Source organism: Leucobacter sp. GX24907, from assembly GCF_053567335.1.
In genome coordinates this window covers 175,840-195,723 of the sequence record NZ_JBSGPD010000006.1, presented here as the reverse complement: position 1 = coordinate 195,723, position 19,884 = coordinate 175,840, and the positions used below count along the sequence as shown (strand labels likewise).

The window sequence follows — 19,884 nt, the reverse complement described above, 5'->3', positions numbered from 1 at the left end:
GGGATCATCGCTTGGACTTGCGGTAGCTCTCGAGCGCGCCGCCGCCCGCTGCGATGGCTCCGAAGAGCACGCCGCCGATCGGCCAGATGATCCACGACGACCCCCAGGCGTCGCCGATGAAGCTCCAGGCGAGGAAGATCGCCACCAGGATCGGCCAGTAGAAGGCTGCGATGATGCCGATCACGCTGGGTTCCCCATCATCGCCAGCGCCTCGAGCCTGGCCGGTGCGGCTGAGCTTCTCGAGTACGGTGTGCGCCCAGGTGCGCGGCAACAGCACGGCAAGCCCGATCGCGACGAAGATGAGCACGCAGACGACGCCGAGTACCGTCCAGAGCTCGCTGTACGGGGAGGACTCCATGAGTAGTGAAAGCGCGATGAGAGGTGCGGGGGAGAGGATCCAGAACGACACTGCGACCTGCAGCCCTCGGATGCGGCTTCGCTCGTGCTGCTGTGCGAGCGACTCGGCCCAGCGCGTGACCGAGGGCGTCGGCGTGAACCGTTGCTCCTCGATGTGCTTGTACGGCGCGAGGTCGCGGGAGGTGCTGACCAGGGTGAGTACTCCGACTGCGACGAGTATGAGCAGCGCCGTGATGCCGATCGTCGTGGCGACTCCGACCGAGAGGGCGAGCGCACCGCTCTCCACTGCGGCTGGCAGAGAGATGATGAGGATCGGTGAGAGCACGAAGAGCACGATGGCGATGCCGATACGGAACCGGGTGCGCTCCTGTGCGCTCGCGTATCCCTCCGCTTCCTCTTGGGTGACGGGTGGTGCAGCCGGCGTGGTCGCCTGCGCGGTGTCGCCCGGGGCCTGGGTCGCTACGGCGGACGGAGGCGCGATCTCGGAGGTGATGCCGAGCACGGGCGCAACCTCATCGAGATTGCCGAACTCGGTGATGACTCGTCCGACAGCCTCATTCTCGCTGTGGCCCTCGGCGATGAGTGCGGAATAGGCGTCTTCCATCATGCCCTGCAACTCTCCCTTCGCCTCCAGCATGCGCGGAGTCTGAGGGTAGGTGCTGAACATGGTTTCCAGGTAGGCGGTGATGACATTCATGAGTCGATTCCTTCCGTGAAACGGTCGACGACGGCCTTGGTGCGCCGCCATTCGGCAGCTTTCTGAGCCAGGTGTACGAGGCCCTCGGGCGTAATTTGATAGTACGTGCGCGGTTTTCCCGACTCAGAGGTTCCGGGATACGAGGTGACGAGCCCGCTAGATTCCAGGCGCTTCACCGCTGAATAGAGGGTGGTCTGTTTGATGGTGTAGGCGTCTCCGGCGACTTCGCCGATGCTTCGGGCGAGGTCGTAAGCGTAGGAGGGTGCGGTACGCAGCAGTGACAGGACGATGAGATCGACGTTGCCGCGAATCGCGTCTGCGCTGATCATGCGTCCTCCAGGTGTGCTGCTGTGCTGTTGATGTATCTGTGCCGATGATGTATCGGTGCTGTGCTGCATCCGTGCTGTGCTGCATCCGTACTGCGTTCAACATATTATGTCTGTCGTAGTACGTCAAGCAACTTCATCTTCGTCTGCGTGAGTGCGCTGGCTCTAGAATGGAGTGATGACGACACTCGCCTTCACGAAGGGGCACGGCACGGGCAACGATTTCGTGCTCTTCACAGACCCCGACGGCAACGTCGAGCTCACCCCTGAGCGGATCCGTCTGCTGTGCGACCGCCGGTTCGGGATCGGCGCAGACGGTGTCATCCGCGCGATTCGGTCGCGGGCACTTCCCGAGGGGCAGCAGATTCTCGCAGCCGAACCGGAAGCCGAGTGGTTCATGGACTACTGGAACGCCGACGGCACCCCCGCAGAGATGTGCGGGAACGGTATCCGCGTGTATGCCCACTACTTGATCGCCCAGGGCTTGGTTGCTGCCGCGGACCCCGATGGTCCGACAGACACCCTGCCGATCGGCACGCGGGCCGGAGTCAAAGATGTGGTGCCCGGCCCCTCGGGTTACACAGTGGATCTCGGTCGTTGGCGCCTCGACCCCGAACGGCTCGGTGACGAACCGCTGGTCACTGCTGTGGGCCTCGACGTAGCTCGGCCTGGGCTCGGCATTGATCTCGGCAATCCTCACATCGTTACGGCGCTCGCCCACGCGGGTGAGCTCGACGGCCTTGACCTCACGCGTGCTCCGGGGCTGAGCCCGACGCCTGCCTCGGGAGCGAACGTCGAGTTCGTGGTGCCTGACGAGCCGCTCGTCGAAGACGGCGTCGCACGGATCAGGATGCGCGTGCACGAGCGCGGTTCGGGTGAGACGCTCTCATGCGGTACCGGTACGGCGGCCGCGGCACTCGCCTTCCGGCATTGGGGTGGCGCAGGCATGCCGAATCACTGGCAGGTCCAGGTGCCGGGTGGAGTCCTGGTGGTGCGGATGTTCGAGACCGGTTCGGGCGAGCATGTGTCACTCAGCGGGCCGGCCGAGCTCGTCTACTCCGGCGAGATCGAGCTGCCCTAGCTAGATGCGGGCCCGAAATAAAGCACCGCGCATCAGCTGCGCACCTCGAGGACGTGAAAACCCTTGTCTCGAGCGAGTCGCGACACCTCGAGGTCGGTGAAGGTCTGCGAGATCCATCGCTGCAGTGAATCAGCACCCAGGTGCTTTGCGACGACGAGGAAGGCGGCGCCGCCCGGGGAGAGCCGTGGCAACCAGGTGCGCAGGATCCCGTGCAGCTCTTCCTTGCCGATTCGAATCGGCGGGTTCGAACGGATCTCAGCGAAACGCAGCTCATCGGGCACCTCGTCGGGTGCTGCGACGTGCACGTTGCCGAGGCCGAGGCGTTCGGCGTTCATCTGGCAGAGCGCTCGCGCACGCTCGTTCACTTCGACGGCCCAGACTTCGCGATTCGGATGCGTGAGGGCTGCTCCGAGCGCGATCGGGCCCCACCCTGACCCGATGTCGAGCATCGGCAATCGCGGGTCGGCGCCGTCGAGATCTTCGTCGACTCGGGCGCGGTCGAGTTGCTTCAAGAGGATCGCGGTGCCTCGATCGAGCTGTTCCGGGCTGAAGACACCGCCTGCGGTCACGAGTCGACGCGGTGCTCCGGCCAACTCGACCTCGATCTCACGCGGGGTGAAGTCGCCGGTCGGTGCCGACGAGAAATAGTGCTCGCTCACCGACCCAGTATCCCATTCGACGGGTGACCGTCGAGGTGATGCGGAGTAGGCTGGTCATCAGATGACGAATCAATCTTCGAGCGACCGCTCCAACACCACTGAACACCGGCCCGACACGGCAGGTGATGCGGCCGAGCAAGATACGACGGCCAACCCGGTTCCTGCCTCCCGCCCCGATCCTCTCGACCGGGTGCTCGAACGCGCCTCGGGCGCGGGCAGCGCGACAGTGATTCGCGATGCCGCGATCCGCGATCTCGGTGCCGCGCAGGCTCTCGGTGATGAGGCGCACGATTCTCTCTCTGAAGATCTTGATGCGATCCGCATGGAGCGCGAAGAGCGTGCTTCCCTCCGACGTGTGCCGGGGCTTTCAACCGAGCTCGAAGACGTCACCGAGGTCGAGTATCGCCAGATCAGGCTCGAGAACGTCGTGCTCATCGGCGTCTACTCGCAGAAATCGACCGAAGACGCCGAGAACTCATTGCGCGAACTCGCGGCGTTGGCGGAGACCGCCGGTGCCCGAGTGCTCGATGGCATGCTGCAGCGCCGTGCTCACCCCGATCCGAGTACATACCTCGGGAAGGGCAAGGCGCAGGAGCTCGCAGACATGGTCGCAGCTCTCGGTGCGGACACGGTGATCGCCGATACCGAGCTCGCGCCGAGCCAACGGCGCGCACTCGAAGACGTCATCAAGGTGAAAGTCATCGACCGTACTGCGGTGATTCTTGACATCTTCAGCCAGCATGCGAAGAGCCGTGAGGGCAAGGCGCAGGTCGAGCTGGCGCAGCTCGAGTACCTGCTGCCGCGTCTGCGTGGTTGGGGCGAGTCGATGTCGCGTCAGGCCGGTGGTCAGGTCGGTGCGGCCGGGGCCGGCATGGGATCCCGCGGCCCGGGTGAGACGAAGATCGAGTTGGATCGCCGGAAGATTCACACCCGCATGTCGAAGCTGCGCAAGCAGATTCAGGGCTTCGGACCTGCTCGTGAGGCCAAGCGGGCGAACCGCAGGCGCGGTGAGGTGCCATCGGTCGCGATCGCCGGGTACACGAACGCAGGCAAGTCGAGCCTGCTCAACCGGCTCACGGGCAAACAGGAACTCGTGCAGAACCAGCTCTTCGCGACACTCGACACCGCCGTGCGGCACGCCGAGACCGAGGACGGACGCCGCTTTACGTACGTCGATACTGTCGGCTTCGTGCGTAATCTGCCGCATCAGCTCGTCGAGGCCTTCCGGTCGACGTTTGAAGAAGTCGGAGAGGCCGACGTGATCCTGCATGTCGTCGACGGTTCGCACCCCGATCCTGCAGCTCAGCTGCAGACCGTGCGCGACGTGATTGCGGAAGTCGAAGCGCAGAGCATTCCCGAAGTCGTGGCCTTCAACAAGTCCGACCTGATCGACGACTCCCAGCGGATCGTGTTGCACGGCCTCGCGCCTGATGCCGTCTTCGTGTCGGCGCGTACGGGCGAGGGACTTGAAGAGTTGCGCACCCGCATCGATGCGGCGCTGCCGATTCCGGATCGCGAAGTCGATGTCATCGTGCCCTACGATCGCGGCGAACTCGTTGCCGAACTGCACGAGCGCAATCGGGTGCTCGAGACCGAGTATGTGGAGCAGGGCACACGAGTCCGCGCGCTGGTGACGGCCGAGATGATCGCAAAGCTCGAACCCTTCATCGCGGCGTAACTTGACCGTGCCCTGCGGTAACAGAGCGAAACGCACGGTGAGAAGTCCGCAGAAGTTGGTACCTTTAGGACATTCCACGGGAAGGCGCGACTCGCGTCACGATCCTTGAGTTCAACCGCGAAGGAAACTATGCCTGCAACGTCGCCCCTGTCCAACGCAACCATTCTCGGCTACCCGCGCATCGGACGCCACCGCGAGCTCAAGCGAGCGGTCGAGTCGTTCTGGAAAGCGAAGATCTCCGAGGCGGAGCTCGTCGAGACCGCACGCGAGCTGCGTGCGACAACGCGTGCGCACCTCGTCGAGCTGGGGCTCACTGCCAGGGGTGCAGCCGTGCCGGAGAGCTTCAGCTTCTACGATCAGGTGCTCGATGCCACGCTCGCGCTGAGCGCGATTCCGCAGCGTTTCGCTGATGTCGAGGGCAGCGACCTCGTGAAGTACTTTGCGCTCGCACGCGGCGATAAGGATCATCAGCCCCTGGAGATGACCAAGTGGTTCGATACGAACTACCACTACAGCGTTCCCGAGATCGATGAGCGGACCCCGTTCGCCGCGAACCCGAGTGCCCTCGTCGAGCAGCTCGCCGAGGCGCAGAAGCAGGGAATCGATTCCCGCCCCGTACTCGTTGGTCCGGTGACCTACCTGCTGCTCGCCAAGGCCTCTGATGAGGCCGGTGAGGGCTTCGCGCCGATCGACCGCCTCGACGAAGTAGTCGCGGTGTACGGCGAACTGCTCGGTGCGCTTGCCGCGGCTGGAGCCGGCTGGATCCAGCTCGACGAGCCCGCGCTCGTCTCGGACTCGCTCTCGGTGTCTCGCGAGGAGACGCTTGCGCTTGTCGAGCGTGCCTACGCAGCGCTCGGTGGTCGGGCCGTGGGATCCGAGCGCCCGCAGATCCTCATCACCACACCGTACGGCGATGCATCGCGTGCGCTGCTGCGTCTGGCGGCTCTGCCGGTCGAAGCCGTACATGTCGACGTCGTGCGCGGCACTCTGCCGCTGGAGGCGCATGACTCCGGTGAGCTCGCACAGGCCTTCACCGGCAAGCAGCTCGTCGCCGGCGTGGTCGACGGCCGCAACATTTGGCGCACCGACCTGCGTCAGGCATTCGGCACCGCCGAGAGCCTGCAGCGCTCGGGCATCTCCACCGTCGTCGGCACCTCGAACAACCTGCAGCACGTCCCGCACACCGTTGCGGACGAGACGAAGCTCGATGAGCGACTGAAGTCGTGGCTCGCCTTTGCCGACCAGAAGGTCGAACAGGTCGTCGTGCTCGCGAAGGGACTCACCGAAGGGGCCGCAGCGATCGAGGACGAGCTCGCTGAAGTCGACCGTGTTCTTGCGGACCGCGCCTCTGCCCCCGGTGTGCGAGTCGACGAGATTCGTGAGCGCGCCGCTGCGGTCACCGCTGCTGATCGCAGCCGCGTGGACGAGCAGGAGCGCCGGGATGCCCAGCACGCGCTGAACATTCCGCAGCTTGCGACGACCACCATCGGCTCGTTCCCGCAGACCGGCGAGATTCGTAAGGCTCGCGCAGCGTTTACTCGCGGAGAGATCGATGAGGCCGCCTACGAGGGCTTCTTGCGTGAAGAGATCGAGCGCGTCATTCGTCTGCAGGAGGAGATCGGTCTCGATGTTCTCGTGCACGGCGAAGCCGAGCGCAACGATATGGTGCAGTACTTCGCAGAGCTGCTCGATGGCTTTGCCGTCACCGAGAACGGCTGGGTGCAGTCTTACGGCACGCGGGCCACGCGTCCGTCGATCCTGTGGGGCGACGTGTCGCGTCCTGCACCGATGACGGTCTCCTGGTCGGCGTACGCGCAGTCCCTGACCGAGAAGCCGGTCAAGGGCATGCTCACCGGGCCGGTCACCATTCTGGCGTGGTCGTTCGTGCGCGACGATCAGCCTCTCGCTGACAGTGCTGAGCAGGTCGCTCTCGCGCTGCGCGACGAGATCGATGATCTGGTCGGGGCCGGCATCAAGATCGTGCAGGTCGACGAGCCCGCTCTGCGCGAGCTGCTGCCGCTCGATAAGGATCGCCAGACCGCCTACCTCGAGTGGTCTGTCGGCGCGTTCCGTCTCGCCACCTCGGGTGCCGCTGCCGACGTGCAGGTGCACACGCACCTCTGCTACTCCGAGTTCGGTGAGATCATCGACGCGGTCGATGGCCTCGACGCCGATGTGACCTCCATCGAGGCCGCTCGCAGCCGCATGGATGTCGTGGAGCCGCTCGGCGATCACGGCTACTCGCGAGGGATCGGGCCGGGCGTCTACGATATCCACTCGCCGCGTGTGCCGAGCGTCGAGGAGCAGGCCGAGCTCGTGAGGATTGCTGCGTCTCGTATTCCCGGCGAGCAGCTCTGGATCAACCCCGACTGCGGTCTGAAGACCCGTGGTTACGAGGAGACGGTCGCGAGTCTGACCAATCTCGTGCTTGCGGCTCGCGCCGTGCGCGAGAATGGATAGCGTGACGACCGAGCGCACCGCCAACGACCCGACAGGGTTCTGGCCGCAGGATGAGCTTCCTACCGAACAGGTCGGATCGATTCCGCGTCCCGCTGCGCTGCAGCAGATCGTGCTTGATGCGGCGACGGGTCTCGTGCCGATCGCCCAGCTCCACGCGGCTCAAGATGCTGCTGTGCGAGACACACTGGCCAAGCTGGGGGAGACCGGGTCGCCGATTCTCAGTGATGGCGAGCAGCGGCGAGAGAGCTTCGCGAGTTATCCCCTCGGCACTGAGGATGTCACTGAGGGTCCGGTGTTCGCGGTCTTCGCGGACGGCCATCATCGTGTGATCCCAGGTCTCTCGAAGGCGCCGTTCCGATTCCGCGCCTGGGCGGCCGATGATGTTCGTGGTGCGCGTCGATTCACCGACGGTCCGCTGAAGCAGGCCGTCATCTCGCCTTCGATGCTGTCGCTCATGGTGCCGGAGGAGGGGCTGCCCGACTACAGCCGGGCCGAGTTTCTCGATGACGTTGTCGCCGGGTGCGCCGAAGACATCGAGCGATGCTTCGAGGCCGGCGCCGCTCGGGTGTCGATCGACTTCACCGAGGGGCGTCTCGCCTTGAGGCAGGACATTCGAGCGCCCTGGGCCGGCCCTGACGCGCTGGAGGGGTTCATCGACCTGGTGAATCGGGTGCTCGACCGCGTGCGTCCAGATCTGCGCCCCGCAATCGGTGTGCATACCTGCCCTGGAAACGACCGGGATTCGGCGCACAGCGCCGACGTTGACTATGCCGAACTGATTCCGGAGCTCTTCCAGATCGAAGCCGGTTACTTCTTGGTGCAGGCGGCGAGCGAGGAAGATCCTGAACGGGTCGCACGTCTCGTCGGCAGGCAATTGCAGCGCATCGAGAGACGCGGGGAAGCAGTGCCGCGGGTGCTGCTCGGTGTGACGAACCCGACGAGCCCGAAGCTCGAGACCCCTGAGGAAGTTCGGGATCAGCTGGTCAAAGCGGCCCGTTTCATTCCGCCGGAGCTGCTCGGTTCGACCGACGACTGCGGGTTCTCGCCTTACATCATCGATGAGAAGCCGCGCCACGGATCGCCTGACTTCGCGCGCGACGTCGCCTTCGCGAAGATCGCGGCCCGGGTGCGCGGGACGCTGCTCGCCGGCGAAGAACTGAACGGGGCGGCCTCGTGACGCCGTTGCTGCTCACGGGCAGCGCAGCCACACGCGTCCGGTTCTCCTTCGAGGTCTTCCCCGCGCGCACCGGTGCAGCGGCCTTGGCGCTTGGTCACGCCGTGCAGCACCTCTCTGCAGCGGGACCGGACTTCATCTCCGTGACCTACGGCGCGAATGGCTCCAACCGCGATGCTTCGCGTGATCTGCTCAAGTATCTCCGCGAGCACACCGATGCGCTGCCGATGGCGCATCTCACCACTGTGGGAGAGTCGAAGGACGACTTGCGGCGCACGGTGCACGACATCATGGATGCAGGCATCCACGACTTCCTTGCGTTGCGGGGCGACCCGCCTCGGGGCACCGACGAGAGCGATCCGGTCGTCGCCGGATCGCTGACGTCGAAGGAACTCGTCGAGTTCATCGCCGAGGCTCGTGCCGAGCGCCCTCCGCTGACGAGCGTCGGCCGCACGGCGGTCGCGGCCTACCCCAATGGGCACCCGCTCTCGCGCAGTCGCACCGCCGACATCGAGTGGCTGATCGAGAAACAAGAGGCGGGTGCAAACCTCGCGATCACGCAGCTCTTCTTTCACGCCGAGGAGTACCTGTCGTTCGCAGCGGATGCGAAGAGCGCGGGCCTTCGGATCCCGATCCTTCCCGGCCTGATGCCGGTCTCGACGAGTGCTCAACTCCGCAAAGTGGCCTCACTGGCCGGACAGCCGGCTCCGGCAGCGCTCGAGGTCGCGATGGAGGAGGCGGGCGGCTACGCGCCAGACCTCGGAGTCAACTTCACCGTGGCACTCGCCCGAGAGCTGATCGCAGGCGGCGCGCCATCGATTCACCTCTACACCTTCAACCGTCACGAGCAGGTGCTCGCGGTGCTGCGCGAACTCGACATGGTGGATCGCTGACGCCGAGCCACTACTCCCTGATCTGCGGGCCCTGACTCTGCTGAGCCCGCAGAAGGCTATACCGCCTGCAGGAACGCGTCGTCAGCGGTTGCGCTCTCCGCGAGGTGACGCAGGTTCGCCGGGACTTCTCGTCCCTTCTGCGACATCGTGCGTGCCCAGAGCCGCCCGGCGCGGTACGAAGACCGCACGAGAGGGCCTGCGAGCACCCCGGAGAAGCCGATCGCGTCGGCTTCGACCTTCAACTCGACGAACTCCTCGGGGCGCACCCACCTGTCGATCGGGTGATGCAGCTTGGAGGGGCGGAGGTACTGCGTCAGGGTCAGAATGTCGCACCCGGCGTCGTGCAGATCGTGCATAGTGGCACGGATTTCCTCGCGGGTTTCGCCCATGCCGAGGATCAAGTTGGACTTCGTGATCATTCCGGCTGCGCGAGCCTGCGAGATGACCCCGAGTGAACGCTCATAGCGGAAGCCGGGTCGAATCCTGCGGAAGATTCGAGGCACCGTCTCGAGGTTGTGGGCGAATACCTCAGGAGCTGCCTCAAACACCTGCGCAAGGTCTTCGGGGCGCCCGCCCAGGTCGTCTGCGAGTACTTCCACGCCGGAACCGGGGTTGAGTTCGTGGATCTGTCGGATTGTCTCGGCGTAGAGCCAGGCTCCCGTGTCGGGGAGGTCGTCGCGAGTCACGCCGGTAATGGTGGCGTAGCGCAGACCCATCGTCTGCACTGATTCGGCGACGCGGCGTGGCTCGTCCAAGTCGAGCGGGAGCGGCTTTCCGGAGGTGATCATGCAGAAGTCGCAGCGGCGGGTGCAGATCGACCCTCCGATGAGGAAGGTCGCCTCGCGATCCTCCCAGCACTCGTAGATATTCGGGCACCCGGCCTCTTGGCACACCGTGTGCAGCCCGCCCTGCTTCACCAGGTCGCGGACTGCTGAGTACTCGGGGCCGGTGCGCGCACGTGTCTTGATCCAGGCAGGCTTCTGCTCGATCGGAGTCTCGGCATTGCGTTGCTCGATGCGCAGCAGGGGGCGGCCATTCGGCGCGGTGCCTCCCTGGTGGTGGGGGTGCGGCACCGGAGTCTCTTCGGAAGTGTGCTCGGTCGGCGAAACCTCTGCTGCTGCGAGTTCGCGTTCCGCGAGAATCTCGGAGAGCGGCTTTCCGAGGTTCTTGGCGCTCATGCGGCGACCTCCTCAAGGAGTTCGGCCAGACGGGGTCGCAGGTTCGCAAGCACATCAGCCGGGCGAATCTCTTCCCCTGCGAGGGTGCTGAGCGAGGCCACACCGGCATCGGTGATGCCACAGGGCACGAAGTTCGAGAACGGCTCCAGTGAATTGCTGCAGTTGAGCGCGAAACCGTGGGTGACGAGGCCCCCCTTCGCATGCAGGCCGATCTGTGCGAACTTCTCTTCACCGGTAGCGCCGTGGGCCCAGACGCCTGAGCGGCCTGCGATCCTATAGCCCGCTACGCCGAACTCCGCCGACACATCGATGAGCAACTGCTCGAGGTCGCGCACGAAGTCGACCACGCCGACCTGCTCGCGCAGTCGAATGACGGGGTAGCCGACAAGCTGTCCCGGCCCATGCCAGGTGACCCGGCCACCGCGATCGACCGGGACTACGGGACTGCCGTCGTCGGGATACTCATCGGGGGAGGAGCGCCTGCCCGCGGTGTATACGGCCTCGTGCTCGAGGAGTAGCGCGGTTCCGCGATTCTCGCCAAAAGTCACTCGATCGGCGGCTTGCCTCTGGAGCTCGAGACCCCGCGGATATGGGACCAGATCTGGGGCAACACCGGCGACGACGATATCGACGGGCGAGGGGTCCGGCTCGCGGTGCGTGCGTGTCGGCGCGCCTGCATGTTGTGCCAGCTCATCGGACTTCTGTACCAAGGGCAGAGTCATGCACTCAGGATAATTGGACGGAGTCCACAAATAAAATCGGCCTGCGAATACGGAGTCTTGGCCCCGCCTCGCGGGAACCGGTGTCAGACTGCGCGGAAGACCGCGACGACCTTGCCCAGCACCTCGGCGTAGTCGCCGAGGATCGGCTCGAAAGCGCTGTTTCGGGGAAGCAGCCAGGTATGTCCGTCACGTCGTCTGAAGACCTTCACGGTAGCCTCACCATCGAGCATTGCAGCCACGATGTCGCCGTTCTCGGCGTCGCGCTGCTGTCGAATGACGACGAAGTCGCCATCGCAGATCGCAGCATCGATCATGGAGTCGCCGACGACCTTCAGCATGAAGAGCTGACCGTCGCCCACGAGCTGCCGGGGGAGCGGGACGACTTCTTCGACCTGCTGATCCGCGGTAATCGGAACGCCGGCGGCGATGCGGCCGACGAGCGGCACGTACGCGGCCTCTTCTACCTGCTGCTGCGGCGCATCTGCGATGGCCTGGCTGGTCGATGCGAGCTCAACGAGAATCTCGAGGGCCCGGGGGCGGTTCGGGTCTCGACGAATGTATCCGGCCAGCTCGAGCCTGCCGAGCTGGTGCGTCACGCTCGACAGCGAGGCGAGTCCGACAGCGTCACCGATCTCGCGCATGCTCGGCGGGTAACCGCGATTCTCGACCGAGCGGGCGATGAATTCGAGGATCGCCTGCTGCTTCTCCGAGAGCGGCTTCGTCTTGCGCGGGGCGTCGTCGGCCATGAGGAGTCCTTGAATGTCGGTGGTGCGTGAAACAGTGCTGCCGTGTTCGAAACGATAGCCGAGTTCGGAGAAATCCGGCAAACATGTGTTCGAGTGTCGCGAGGAAAGCGGCAGAAAGGCTCGAATGATGGGCTTGCGGTTTCGAAAGATCGAAGATACATTCGAAAGAGATGTTCGGATCGTAATGCGAATTCGAATCTCGAAAGTGAAAGGAACCCCACCATGAGCGCACTGGCACTTCTTCCTCAGGAGGAGATCGCGGCACACCCGACCGCTGTTCGGTCAACTGCTGCTCGGTCGAACGTTGCTGCTCGGTCGACGAACCCTGCTGCTCGGTCAACCGCCTCGACGCAGTCGCCGAAGCTGCGGCTCACCCGCCGTGGTCGCATTGTGTTCGGTGGGCTCGTCACGGTGCTGATGTCTGCACTGCTGGCTGCTGCCGCGCTCTTCGGGTCTTCCTCCGCGAATGCGTCGATTGAAGACGGTGCGCAGGAGTTTGGCTACGTGGTGGTCGCTCCCGGTGCGACGCTCTGGAATGTCGCCTCAGAGTTGGATCCGAATGAAGATCCGCGCGACCTGGTTTCCGAGATCGTCCTTCTCAATCAGCTCGATAGCTCGAGCGTGCTTGCCGGGCAGGCGATCGCGGTGCCGCTCCGGTACTCGGACGCTCCCGGGGTGGTTGACGCCTCAGACCTGGGCATCGAACCCTGAAGCAGCTTCAACCCTGAAGCAGCTCTAGACTGGAGTGGTGACCCAGCTGAGTGACCTTCCTCTTCGCGATAACCTCGTCGGCCTGGAGCCCTACGGTGCACCGCAGGATCCGGTTCCGGTGAGCCTGAACGTCAATGAAAACACGCATCCAATACCTGAGGTTGTCGTGCGCGATATCACTGAGGCGCTCGGCAACGCGCTGCGTGGTGCGAACCGCTACCCCGATCGAGAGGCCTTCGAGCTGCGCGAGGCGCTCGCGCACTACCTCGGCCATGGCCTGACCGGCGAGCAGGTGTGGGCAGCGAACGGCTCCAACGAGGTCTTGCAGCAGATCCTGCAAGCGTTCGGTGGCCCGGGCCGGTCACTGTTGAGCTTCACTCCCACCTACTCCATGTATCCGCTGCTCGCCTCAGGCACCGACACCGAATGGATCCCGGTTCCGAGACCAGAGGATTACACGCTCACACCAGACGGAGTCGCAGCGGCGCTGCGTGAGCACCGGCCCAGCATCGCGATCATCTGCGGACCGAACAACCCAACCGGAACGCCACTTGACCGTGAAGTCATCACAGCCGCCTACGACGCGTTCGACGGCATCCTGATCATCGATGAGGCCTACTTCGAGTTCGACAATGGGCGCGAAAGCGCCGTCGCACTGCTCGAAGGCCGTCCGCGGCTCATCGTGTCGCGGACGATGAGTAAGGCGTTCGCCTTCGCCGGCGTGCGGCTCGGCTACATCGCCGCAGACGCAGCGGTGGTCGACGCACTCCGTCTCGTGCGGCTTCCGTACCACCTGTCAGTGCTCACCCAGACGGCAGCGACCGTCGCCGTCCGCCATGCCGACACGATGCTCGCGACCGTCGCAGACATTCGCGGCCAGCGAGACCGACTCGCCGGCGCGCTCGCTGACATGGGGTACGACGTGCACGAGTCCGGTGCGAACTTCCTGCTCGTCGGAGGCTTCGCCGACCCTGATGCGACGTTCGAGGCGCTGCGGGCTCGGGGCATTCTGATCCGAAACCTCGGTATTCCCGGGCACCTGCGCATCACCGCGGGCACTGAGGAGGAGACGGCGACGCTGATCGACGCGATCCGCGATCTGCGCGATACTATCGAGGCATGACCGCAGCACCACGCACCGCATCGCTCGAACGTTCCACGAGTGAGTCGCAGATCAGCATCGACCTCGACCTCGACGGCAACGGCGTTGCCGACGTCGACACCGGCGTGCCGTTCTTCGACCACATGCTCACGGCGCTCGCGAAGCACTCCCTGACCGACCTGACGGTGCGGGCCAAGGGCGATGTTCACATCGATGTGCACCACACCGTTGAAGACACCGGGATCCTTCTGGGGCAGGCTCTGCTCGAAGCGCTCGGAGACAAGAGCGGCATCTCGCGCTACGGCGACGCGCTCGTTCCACTCGACGAGGCCCTCGCCCAGGCGGTCGTCGACATCTCCGGCCGCCCCTACCTGGTGCACTCCGGCGAGCCCGCGGGCTTCGAGTATCACCTCATCGGCGGCCACTTCACCGGGTCGATGGTGCGGCACTTCTTTGAGGCCTTCGTGCTCAACGCGAGGCTCACTGTGCACGTGAAGCTGCTTGAGGGCCGCGATCCGCACCACATCGCCGAGGCCGAGTTCAAGGCGTTCGCTCGTGCCCTGCGCCAGGCGAAGGCCGTCGACCCGCTCGTCTCGGGGATCCCCTCCACCAAGGGCGCCCTGTGACCGCAGCCGCCGGATCGGGAGAACCGGAGCCCTCCGAGACGAACCCCTCCGAGATGTCGCCGCGCAAGCGCGTCGTCGTCCTCGACTACGGATCCGGCAACGTGCACTCGGCGGTGAAAGCACTCGTCATGGCCGGCGCAGACGTCGAACTGACCCGCGACCCGCGCGCCGTGATGGACGCCGATGGATTGCTGGTGCCAGGGGTAGGGGCCTTTGACGCCGTGATCCGGCAGCTGCGCGATGTCCGTGGCGACGAGCTCATCGATCGCCGACTCGCTGGTGGCCGAGCCGTACTCGGAATCTGCGTGGGTGAACAAGTGCTGTTCGAACGTGGCATCGAGCGCGGCGTGGAGACTGACGGGCTCGGGCAATGGCCGGGCACGGTACGCGCGTTGGAAGCTCCGGTGCTGCCGCACATGGGCTGGAGTCACGTGCAGGCTCCTGAGGGGAGCCGACTCTTTGCGGGGATCGAGAACGAGCGTTTCTACTTCGTTCACAGCAACGCTGCGACCGAATGGACGATCGAGGGGCGCACCGAAGCCACGAAGCCACTCGTAACCTGGGCCGAGCACGGCGAGCGGTTCATTGCGGCGGTTGAGAACGGGCCGCTCTCGGCTACGCAGTTTCACCCTGAGAAGTCAGGGGATGCAGGTATTCGGCTTCTGCGGAATTGGCTCGACACGCTCAGCTAGACTCGGGAGTCATGACCAATCTGAGTGAGCGACCCAAGCTCGTCCTGCTGCCCGCCATCGACATCGTCGACGGCCAGGCGGTCCGTCTGACGCAGGGAGAAGCCGGAACCGAGAAAGGTTACGGCAATCCTGTCGACGCGGCCCTTGACTGGGCGGAGCAGGGCGCCGAATGGATCCACCTCGTCGACCTCGACGCAGCGTTCGGCCGGGGCAGCAATGCTCCGGTGATCCGCAAAGTGATGAAGCATGCCAGGCACGTGAAGATTGAGCTCTCAGGCGGCATTCGCGATGATGCGAGCCTCGAGGCGGCTCTCGAAGCCGGCGCGACACGGGTCAACCTCGGTACTGCCGCGCTCGAGAACCCGGAATGGACCGAAGCGGCAATCGCCCGGTACGGAGAGCAGATCGCGGTCGGCCTCGATGTGCGCGGTGAGACGCTCGCTGCACGCGGGTGGACTGAGGATCGCGGCAATCTCTGGGAGGTGCTCGCCCGACTCGAGGAGGCCGGGTGCTCGCGATACGTCGTGACCGATGTCACGAAGGATGGCACCATGCGCGGCCCGAACGTCGAGCTGCTGGCTCAGGTGTGCGCCAAGACCGACCGGCCTGTCGTGGCCTCCGGCGGCGTCTCGAGTCTCGACGATCTGGCGGCTCTGCGTGAGATCGTGCATCTCGGAGTCGAAGGGGCGATCGTCGGCAAGGCGTTGTACGACGGAGCGTTCACACTGGCGGCGGCTCTCGACGTCGCCACGAACTAAAGGCCTATGGCGATCAAAAAGCTCCCCTCGACCGGCGATGCTCCCCGCGCTACTGGCGTACCTGAGAGCCTCGTCGCAGGAGGGTCCGCGGATTCCGCAGGCTTCCCCTGGGCCGGTCGCACGTTCGACCACCACGAAACAGCGTTCGCGGACGACAATGGTGAGACGCCCGACGAACTGCGTACGGCAGTCGCCGCGGTACGTACGGCCGCTGAGTCACTTCGGACCACGGGTTCGGGCCTCGAGCGCCTCGCAGAGACCCACACTGACGCGATCCTCGCGCTCTCCCGGGTGCGCGTGCTGATTCCCTTGCTCGCCGAGGCCGGCGACACCGGGCTCACGCCTGACGGAAAGGTCGTCGAGAAGTCGCAGGAACTCTCCATCGTGACCGTCGTCGCGCCCGATGGGCGTCGAGCCATGCCGGTGTTCAGCTCAGTCGCGACCATGCGGGAATGGAACCCCGAAGCGCGGCCGATCCCGGTACCCGGCCCTCAGGCCGCGCTCGCCGCAGCTCAGGAGCAGACGGACCTCATCATCGTTGACCCGGGCACCGCCGATCAGGAATTTGGTGTGCGTCGTACGCAACTCGAAGCGATGGCCATGGGGGCACCGTTGCCGCCGTCCTGGGCCGATGGCGACGTGCTGGTCGCCTTCCAGGACTCACTCGCCGACGACGAGCGGGTCGCCGCGGTGATGCTCGTGCCAGGAGACCCTGAGGGGCGGCTGCTGGCTCCTGAGACCGACGTCGTGCTGCAACTCGCACCAGGTCTCGACCGGGAGGAATTGAGCGCGCTCGTCGCCGGGGTGCAGTCGCGCTGGGCAGTCGATCGTTCGATCGCGTCTCGCGTCGACTCGCTGCGGGTGCGTCCGGTGGCAGCGGAGACCCCGTTCACACGAGATTGATGAGCAGCACGTAGCAGGTCGTGCCGGCTGCGATGCTGACGAGGGTGCGCCGCTTCGACAGTAGGTGCACCGCGACGGTCACTGCGAGCGAAACGATCGCGGCCCAGGCCCGGTCTGGTTGGTCGACGAGTTGGCCTCGGAAGATCACCACCGCGAGGATCAACAGGATGCCCGCCGGCATCCACTGCCCGAGCTTCTGCACGAAGCGCGACTTGCGCAGCGGCTTCAACGCCGCGAAGGGCAGCGCCCGCAAACCGAGTGTGATGAGGCCGGAGACGGCCACGGCAGTGATGAGATACCACGTGTTGGTCATGCCGGGCCTCCGTCACTACTGGTGTTGTCGGTGCTCGCGTCGGTGCTGCTGTCGGTGTTGGTGTCGGTGCCCCGGGCTTCCTGCCACCGGTTCAGCACGAATCGGAGTGCGAGCAGCGTCGAGAAGATGATGAGGCCGACGAGCAGTGCGGAGTCAGGCGAGATGATGAGCGCGGCGCTCACGGCGAGTGCGGCGAGTAGTGCGGACGGGAGTTCGCGCTTCGAGCGCACAGCATCGAGCGCCATCACAGTGAAGAGCGCGCAGAGTGCGAATTCGAAGCCCTCGATAGGTTCGGGCATGAGGTGCGCGATCATGACGCCGATCAGGCCGCCGAACACCCAGTACCCCTGCATTGCGAGTTGGCCGGCCACCATGCGGCGTGATGCGAGTTGCTCGCGCGGCATCAGCACATACGTTGCGTATGCTTCGTCGACCATTCCGTACACCGAGTAGGCACGGGGAAGGCCTCGTCGCACTGCGTCGATGGGAAACGAGAGCGCGTAGAAGACATGGCGGAAGTTCACGGCGAAGACCGTGACGGCGATGGTGAGGATCGGTGTGGCGGCCGCAAGCATGCTGACGAGCAGCAGTTCCACAGAGCCGGCGAAAATGCCGATCGAGAGCGCCGGAGTGAGCCACCAGGGAAGGCCTGCCTGGATGACGAGAACGCCGAGAGCGACGCCCAGTGGGAAGATCCCGATCCCGGAACCGAGCGAGTCGACCAGTCCGGCGCGCACGCCCGGGCGGGGCGGTTCCGGAAATGTCGGAGGGGGCGAGTCTGGCATGAGAACATCATCTCGAAGTTTGCGCGCAATGTGCATGCGAAATGCTGCGCATATGGGAGGTTCTGTGCACTATGGACCTATGGATCACTTAGATCACGCAATTATCGAAGAGCTCGAGCGGGACGGGCGCATCAGCAATGTCGAGTTGGCCGCAAGAGTGGGGCTGACTCCAGGACCTTGCTTGCGGAGGGTGCAGCGACTCGAGCACGATGGAGTGATCCGCGGCTATCGGGCGGAGATCGCGCCTGAATCAGTCGGGAGAGGTTTCGAGGTGATTCTGCACTTCGATCTTGCGGTGCACGACACTGCGACGGTGGAGGGCTTTGAGCGGGAGATCGCCGCCCTTCCTGAAGTCGTCGAGTTCATGAGGCTGTTCAGCAGTCCCGATTACTTCGCGCGCATCGCTGTGGCTGATCTGGCGGCATACGAGGATCTGCTGACGCACCGCATCATGTCGGTCGCTGGGGTCAGTCGAGTCACGTCACACATCGCGATGAAGAGCATCAAGCGGCGGTGAGCTGCGGGCGCCTTCGGTGCGTTCAGATCACTGGGCCCGTGTACTTCTCGCCAGGGCCCTGCCCGGGAGCGTCGGGGATCATCGAAGCCTCACGGAATGCAAGCTGCACGGACCGCAGACCGTCGCGCAACGGTCGGGCGTGCGAGTCGCTGATCTCGGGGGCGCCGGCGGTGATGAGTCCCGCAAGTGCGTTGATGAGCTTTCTGGCCTCGTCGAGATCGGTCTCGTTCTCTGGATCGTCTGAGAGGCCGCACTTGATGGCGGCGGCGCTGAGCAGATTCACCGCAGCGGAGGTGATGATCTCGACAGCCGGCACCTCCGCGATGTCTCGGGCTGCCTGCTCGGCGATGGACAGGGATTCGGGCTGCTCAGCAGAACTCATGAATACCAGCCTATCGCCCTGCAGGAATCGCTGTGCTAAGCTTTGTGAGGTTCTCGGCGTATTGCCGAGGCACGGAAGAGGAGAAATCCCACCCGTTGCCCTCTGGGCATTCGGGTCGTTGGCACTCCGTCGAGCGATCGACAGCGTGAAGGGTGCGGGTGAGCGCGTGCGCGATCCTGATTTTCTCCGGCTTCTGGGCCCTCAGTGGGCCGCCGTGATGAGATCTGAAGGAGCAGGCTATCAGCGATCCCCGTACGAATGACAGAATCCGCGTCCCCGAGGTGCGACTGGTCGGACCCAGTGGCGAGCAGGTCGGTGTCGTGCCGATCGAGAAAGCGCTGCGCCTGGCAGCAGACGCCGATCTCGATCTCGTCGAGGTCGCCCCGAACTCGAAGCCGCCCGTGGCGAAGATCATGGACTACGGCAAGTTCAAGTACGAGGCGGCGCAGAAAGCCAAGGAGACCCGTCGTAACCAGGCGAACACGGTGCTCAAGGAAGTTCGCTTCCGCCTAAAGATCGACAAGCACGACTACGAGACCAAGACCAAGCGGGCCGTTGGCTTCTTGTCGCAGGGCGACAAGGTGAAGGCGATGATCCTGTTCCGCGGTCGCGAGCAGTCCCGCCCCGAAATGGGTGTGCGTCTGCTGCAGCAGTTCGCGGAGGACATCGCGGAGTACGGCTCGGTCGAGTCGAACCCCCGCATCGATGGTCGCAACATGGTGATGGTCATCGCGCCGCTCAAGAACAAGTCGGAGGCAAAGGCGGAGCAGAACGCACGTCGCGCCGAGGAGAAGGCCGTCCGCCGCGCGGAGAAGGCCGCCGACGCCTGACCGACGCACGACAGACTTCGGCGCTCAGCGCCGCAGCGCACGTGGCCGCCCCGGCGGCACACATGAAATCAAGGAGAAACAATGCCCAAGCAGAAGACCCACTCGGGGGCCAAGAAGCGCTTCAAGGTCACCGGTACCGGAAAGCTGATGAAGCAGCAGGCCGGCATGCGTCACAACCTCGAGGTCAAGGCCTCGAAGCGCAAGCGCCGTCTGAATGCCGAGCAGGTGCTCGCCAAGGGCGATGCCAAGCAGGCCAAGAAGCTGCTCGGCCTCTGAGCCCGGCACCCGAACACC

General features: G+C 64.8%; 23 protein-coding genes. 14 read left to right on the top strand and 9 right to left on the bottom strand.

The genetic code is table 11. The features are described from left to right. Nucleotides 1-4: 4 nt before the first annotated feature. Both ACUYV6_RS10935 and ACUYV6_RS10930 read right to left on the bottom strand, forming a co-directional pair. Complete coding sequence (locus ACUYV6_RS10935) at nucleotides 5-1,054, bottom strand: permease prefix domain 1-containing protein (RefSeq protein ID WP_449278701.1); 1,050 nt, start codon at nucleotides 1,052-1,054, stop codon at nucleotides 5-7. Continuing rightward, complete coding sequence (locus ACUYV6_RS10930) at nucleotides 1,051-1,383, bottom strand: PadR family transcriptional regulator (RefSeq protein WP_449278700.1); 333 nt, start codon at nucleotides 1,381-1,383, stop codon at nucleotides 1,051-1,053. Before ACUYV6_RS10930 ends, ACUYV6_RS10935 begins: the two co-directional genes overlap by 4 nt. Before the next feature lie 175 nt (nucleotides 1,384-1,558). On the opposite strand from ACUYV6_RS10930, the gene dapF reads away from it, so the two are divergent. Further along, nucleotides 1,559-2,461 (top strand): diaminopimelate epimerase, encoded by a 903-nt coding sequence (gene dapF / locus ACUYV6_RS10925; RefSeq protein WP_449278699.1) that lies wholly within the window; start codon nucleotides 1,559-1,561, stop codon nucleotides 2,459-2,461. Between the two features lie 32 nt (nucleotides 2,462-2,493). Here the strand turns inward: dapF and ACUYV6_RS10920 are convergent, their stop codons facing one another. Then, complete coding sequence (locus ACUYV6_RS10920; protein WP_449278698.1) at nucleotides 2,494-3,120, bottom strand: class I SAM-dependent methyltransferase; 627 nt, start codon at nucleotides 3,118-3,120, stop codon at nucleotides 2,494-2,496. Between the two features lie 61 nt (nucleotides 3,121-3,181). On the opposite strand from ACUYV6_RS10920, the gene hflX reads away from it, so the two are divergent. From hflX to ACUYV6_RS10900, 4 genes are all read left to right on the top strand, one after another. Next, nucleotides 3,182-4,798, top strand: coding sequence for a GTPase HflX (gene hflX, locus ACUYV6_RS10915; protein WP_449278697.1), 1,617 nt, complete (start codon nucleotides 3,182-3,184; stop codon nucleotides 4,796-4,798). Between the two features lie 129 nt (nucleotides 4,799-4,927). Continuing rightward, the gene (gene metE / locus ACUYV6_RS10910) at nucleotides 4,928-7,258 is read left to right on the top strand and encodes a 5-methyltetrahydropteroyltriglutamate--homocysteine S-methyltransferase (RefSeq protein WP_449278696.1); all 2,331 of its coding nucleotides are present in this window, start codon (nucleotides 4,928-4,930) and stop codon (nucleotides 7,256-7,258) included. Between the two features lies 1 nt (nucleotide 7,259). Beyond that, the gene (locus ACUYV6_RS10905; protein WP_449278695.1) at nucleotides 7,260-8,435 is read left to right on the top strand and encodes a hypothetical protein; all 1,176 of its coding nucleotides are present in this window, start codon (nucleotides 7,260-7,262) and stop codon (nucleotides 8,433-8,435) included. Further along, a complete protein-coding gene (locus tag ACUYV6_RS10900; RefSeq protein WP_449278694.1) occupies nucleotides 8,432-9,325 on the top strand; it encodes a methylenetetrahydrofolate reductase in 894 nt (297 codons plus the stop codon). The genes ACUYV6_RS10905 and ACUYV6_RS10900 overlap by 4 nt, the downstream gene beginning before the upstream one ends. A 56-nt stretch (nucleotides 9,326-9,381) precedes the next feature. Here the strand turns inward: ACUYV6_RS10900 and lipA are convergent, their stop codons facing one another. From lipA to lexA, 3 genes are all read right to left on the bottom strand, one after another. Next, nucleotides 9,382-10,503, bottom strand: coding sequence for a lipoyl synthase (gene lipA, locus ACUYV6_RS10895; protein ID WP_449278693.1), 1,122 nt, complete (start codon nucleotides 10,501-10,503; stop codon nucleotides 9,382-9,384). Further along, the gene (gene lipB, locus ACUYV6_RS10890; RefSeq protein ID WP_449278692.1) at nucleotides 10,500-11,225 is read right to left on the bottom strand and encodes a lipoyl(octanoyl) transferase LipB; all 726 of its coding nucleotides are present in this window, start codon (nucleotides 11,223-11,225) and stop codon (nucleotides 10,500-10,502) included. Before lipB ends, lipA begins: the two co-directional genes overlap by 4 nt. An 83-nt stretch (nucleotides 11,226-11,308) precedes the next feature. Continuing rightward, nucleotides 11,309-11,971, bottom strand: a complete 663-nt coding sequence (gene lexA / locus ACUYV6_RS10885; RefSeq protein WP_449278691.1) for a transcriptional repressor LexA — start codon at nucleotides 11,969-11,971, stop codon at nucleotides 11,309-11,311. A 222-nt stretch (nucleotides 11,972-12,193) separates the two neighbouring features. Between lexA and ACUYV6_RS10880 the strand changes: the two genes are divergently transcribed. The 6 genes from ACUYV6_RS10880 to ACUYV6_RS10855 are packed head-to-tail and all read left to right on the top strand — an operon-like array spanning nucleotide 12,194 to nucleotide 16,763. Continuing rightward, the gene (locus ACUYV6_RS10880; RefSeq protein WP_449278690.1) at nucleotides 12,194-12,682 is read left to right on the top strand and encodes a hypothetical protein; all 489 of its coding nucleotides are present in this window, start codon (nucleotides 12,194-12,196) and stop codon (nucleotides 12,680-12,682) included. Nucleotides 12,683-12,719: 37 nt separating this feature from the next. Further along, nucleotides 12,720-13,805, top strand: a complete 1,086-nt coding sequence (locus ACUYV6_RS10875) for a histidinol-phosphate transaminase (RefSeq protein WP_449278689.1) — start codon at nucleotides 12,720-12,722, stop codon at nucleotides 13,803-13,805. Beyond that, on the top strand, nucleotides 13,802-14,410 hold the full coding sequence (gene hisB, locus ACUYV6_RS10870; RefSeq protein WP_449278688.1) for an imidazoleglycerol-phosphate dehydratase HisB: 609 nt from the start codon (nucleotides 13,802-13,804) through the stop codon (nucleotides 14,408-14,410). The genes ACUYV6_RS10875 and hisB overlap by 4 nt, the downstream gene beginning before the upstream one ends. A 53-nt stretch (nucleotides 14,411-14,463) precedes the next feature. Continuing rightward, complete coding sequence (gene hisH, locus ACUYV6_RS10865) at nucleotides 14,464-15,102, top strand: imidazole glycerol phosphate synthase subunit HisH (protein WP_449278776.1); 639 nt, start codon at nucleotides 14,464-14,466, stop codon at nucleotides 15,100-15,102. 11 nt (nucleotides 15,103-15,113) lie between these two features. Then, entirely contained in the window at nucleotides 15,114-15,860 is a 747-nt protein-coding gene (priA, locus tag ACUYV6_RS10860; protein WP_449278687.1) for a bifunctional 1-(5-phosphoribosyl)-5-((5-phosphoribosylamino)methylideneamino)imidazole-4-carboxamide isomerase/phosphoribosylanthranilate isomerase PriA, read from the top strand. A gap of 6 nt (nucleotides 15,861-15,866) precedes the next feature. Continuing rightward, nucleotides 15,867-16,763, top strand: coding sequence for an SseB family protein (locus ACUYV6_RS10855; protein ID WP_449278686.1), 897 nt, complete (start codon nucleotides 15,867-15,869; stop codon nucleotides 16,761-16,763). On the opposite strand, the gene ACUYV6_RS10850 is transcribed toward ACUYV6_RS10855, so the two are convergent. Continuing rightward, nucleotides 16,750-17,076, bottom strand: coding sequence for a branched-chain amino acid transporter permease (locus tag ACUYV6_RS10850; protein ID WP_449278685.1), 327 nt, complete (start codon nucleotides 17,074-17,076; stop codon nucleotides 16,750-16,752). The two genes, ACUYV6_RS10855 and ACUYV6_RS10850, sit on opposite strands and share 14 nt — an antisense overlap. Continuing rightward, nucleotides 17,073-17,861: an AzlC family ABC transporter permease gene (locus ACUYV6_RS10845; RefSeq protein WP_449278684.1), complete on the bottom strand. Its 789-nt coding sequence runs from the start codon at nucleotides 17,859-17,861 to the stop codon at nucleotides 17,073-17,075. Before ACUYV6_RS10845 ends, ACUYV6_RS10850 begins: the two co-directional genes overlap by 4 nt. 79 nt (nucleotides 17,862-17,940) lie before the next feature. Here ACUYV6_RS10845 and ACUYV6_RS10840 point away from each other — a divergent pair, with 79 nt between their 5' ends. Beyond that, nucleotides 17,941-18,378, top strand: coding sequence for an Lrp/AsnC family transcriptional regulator (locus ACUYV6_RS10840; RefSeq protein WP_449278683.1), 438 nt, complete (start codon nucleotides 17,941-17,943; stop codon nucleotides 18,376-18,378). A gap of 22 nt (nucleotides 18,379-18,400) precedes the next feature. Here the strand turns inward: ACUYV6_RS10840 and ACUYV6_RS10835 are convergent, their stop codons facing one another. Continuing rightward, on the bottom strand, nucleotides 18,401-18,760 hold the full coding sequence (locus ACUYV6_RS10835; protein WP_449278682.1) for a DUF1844 domain-containing protein: 360 nt from the start codon (nucleotides 18,758-18,760) through the stop codon (nucleotides 18,401-18,403). Between the two features lie 224 nt (nucleotides 18,761-18,984). Here ACUYV6_RS10835 and infC point away from each other — a divergent pair, with 224 nt between their 5' ends. Then, complete coding sequence (gene infC / locus ACUYV6_RS10830; RefSeq protein WP_449278775.1) at nucleotides 18,985-19,590, top strand: translation initiation factor IF-3; 606 nt, start codon at nucleotides 18,985-18,987, stop codon at nucleotides 19,588-19,590. An 81-nt stretch (nucleotides 19,591-19,671) separates the two neighbouring features. Beyond that, complete coding sequence (gene rpmI / locus ACUYV6_RS10825; protein ID WP_449278681.1) at nucleotides 19,672-19,866, top strand: 50S ribosomal protein L35; 195 nt, start codon at nucleotides 19,672-19,674, stop codon at nucleotides 19,864-19,866. The last annotated feature ends 18 nt before the right edge of the window (nucleotides 19,867-19,884 follow it).

What these genes read in the sequence shown, in the direction of transcription:
- ACUYV6_RS10835 (WP_449278682.1), bottom strand. Translation starts at nt 18,760, where the DNA reads ATGAGTTCTGCTGAGCAGCCCGAATCCCTGTCCATCGCCGAGCAGGCA.
- ACUYV6_RS10935 (WP_449278701.1), bottom strand. Translation starts at nt 1,054, where the DNA reads ATGAATGTCATCACCGCCTACCTGGAAACCATGTTCAGCACCTACCCT.
- lexA (WP_449278691.1), bottom strand. Translation starts at nt 11,971, where the DNA reads ATGGCCGACGACGCCCCGCGCAAGACGAAGCCGCTCTCGGAGAAGCAG.
- priA (WP_449278687.1), top strand. Translation starts at nt 15,114, where the DNA reads ATGACCAATCTGAGTGAGCGACCCAAGCTCGTCCTGCTGCCCGCCATC.
- hflX (WP_449278697.1), top strand. Translation starts at nt 3,182, where the DNA reads ATGACGAATCAATCTTCGAGCGACCGCTCCAACACCACTGAACACCGG.
- metE (WP_449278696.1), top strand. Translation starts at nt 4,928, where the DNA reads ATGCCTGCAACGTCGCCCCTGTCCAACGCAACCATTCTCGGCTACCCG.
- ACUYV6_RS10930 (WP_449278700.1), bottom strand. Translation starts at nt 1,383, where the DNA reads ATGATCAGCGCAGACGCGATTCGCGGCAACGTCGATCTCATCGTCCTG.
- ACUYV6_RS10880 (WP_449278690.1), top strand. Translation starts at nt 12,194, where the DNA reads ATGAGCGCACTGGCACTTCTTCCTCAGGAGGAGATCGCGGCACACCCG.
- ACUYV6_RS10855 (WP_449278686.1), top strand. Translation starts at nt 15,867, where the DNA reads ATGGCGATCAAAAAGCTCCCCTCGACCGGCGATGCTCCCCGCGCTACT.
- hisH (WP_449278776.1), top strand. Translation starts at nt 14,464, where the DNA reads ATGTCGCCGCGCAAGCGCGTCGTCGTCCTCGACTACGGATCCGGCAAC.
- lipA (WP_449278693.1), bottom strand. Translation starts at nt 10,503, where the DNA reads ATGAGCGCCAAGAACCTCGGAAAGCCGCTCTCCGAGATTCTCGCGGAA.
- lipB (WP_449278692.1), bottom strand. Translation starts at nt 11,225, where the DNA reads ATGACTCTGCCCTTGGTACAGAAGTCCGATGAGCTGGCACAACATGCA.
- ACUYV6_RS10845 (WP_449278684.1), bottom strand. Translation starts at nt 17,861, where the DNA reads ATGCCAGACTCGCCCCCTCCGACATTTCCGGAACCGCCCCGCCCGGGC.
- ACUYV6_RS10850 (WP_449278685.1), bottom strand. Translation starts at nt 17,076, where the DNA reads ATGACCAACACGTGGTATCTCATCACTGCCGTGGCCGTCTCCGGCCTC.
- hisB (WP_449278688.1), top strand. Translation starts at nt 13,802, where the DNA reads ATGACCGCAGCACCACGCACCGCATCGCTCGAACGTTCCACGAGTGAG.
- dapF (WP_449278699.1), top strand. Translation starts at nt 1,559, where the DNA reads ATGACGACACTCGCCTTCACGAAGGGGCACGGCACGGGCAACGATTTC.
- ACUYV6_RS10840 (WP_449278683.1), top strand. Translation starts at nt 17,941, where the DNA reads ATGGATCACTTAGATCACGCAATTATCGAAGAGCTCGAGCGGGACGGG.
- rpmI (WP_449278681.1), top strand. Translation starts at nt 19,672, where the DNA reads ATGCCCAAGCAGAAGACCCACTCGGGGGCCAAGAAGCGCTTCAAGGTC.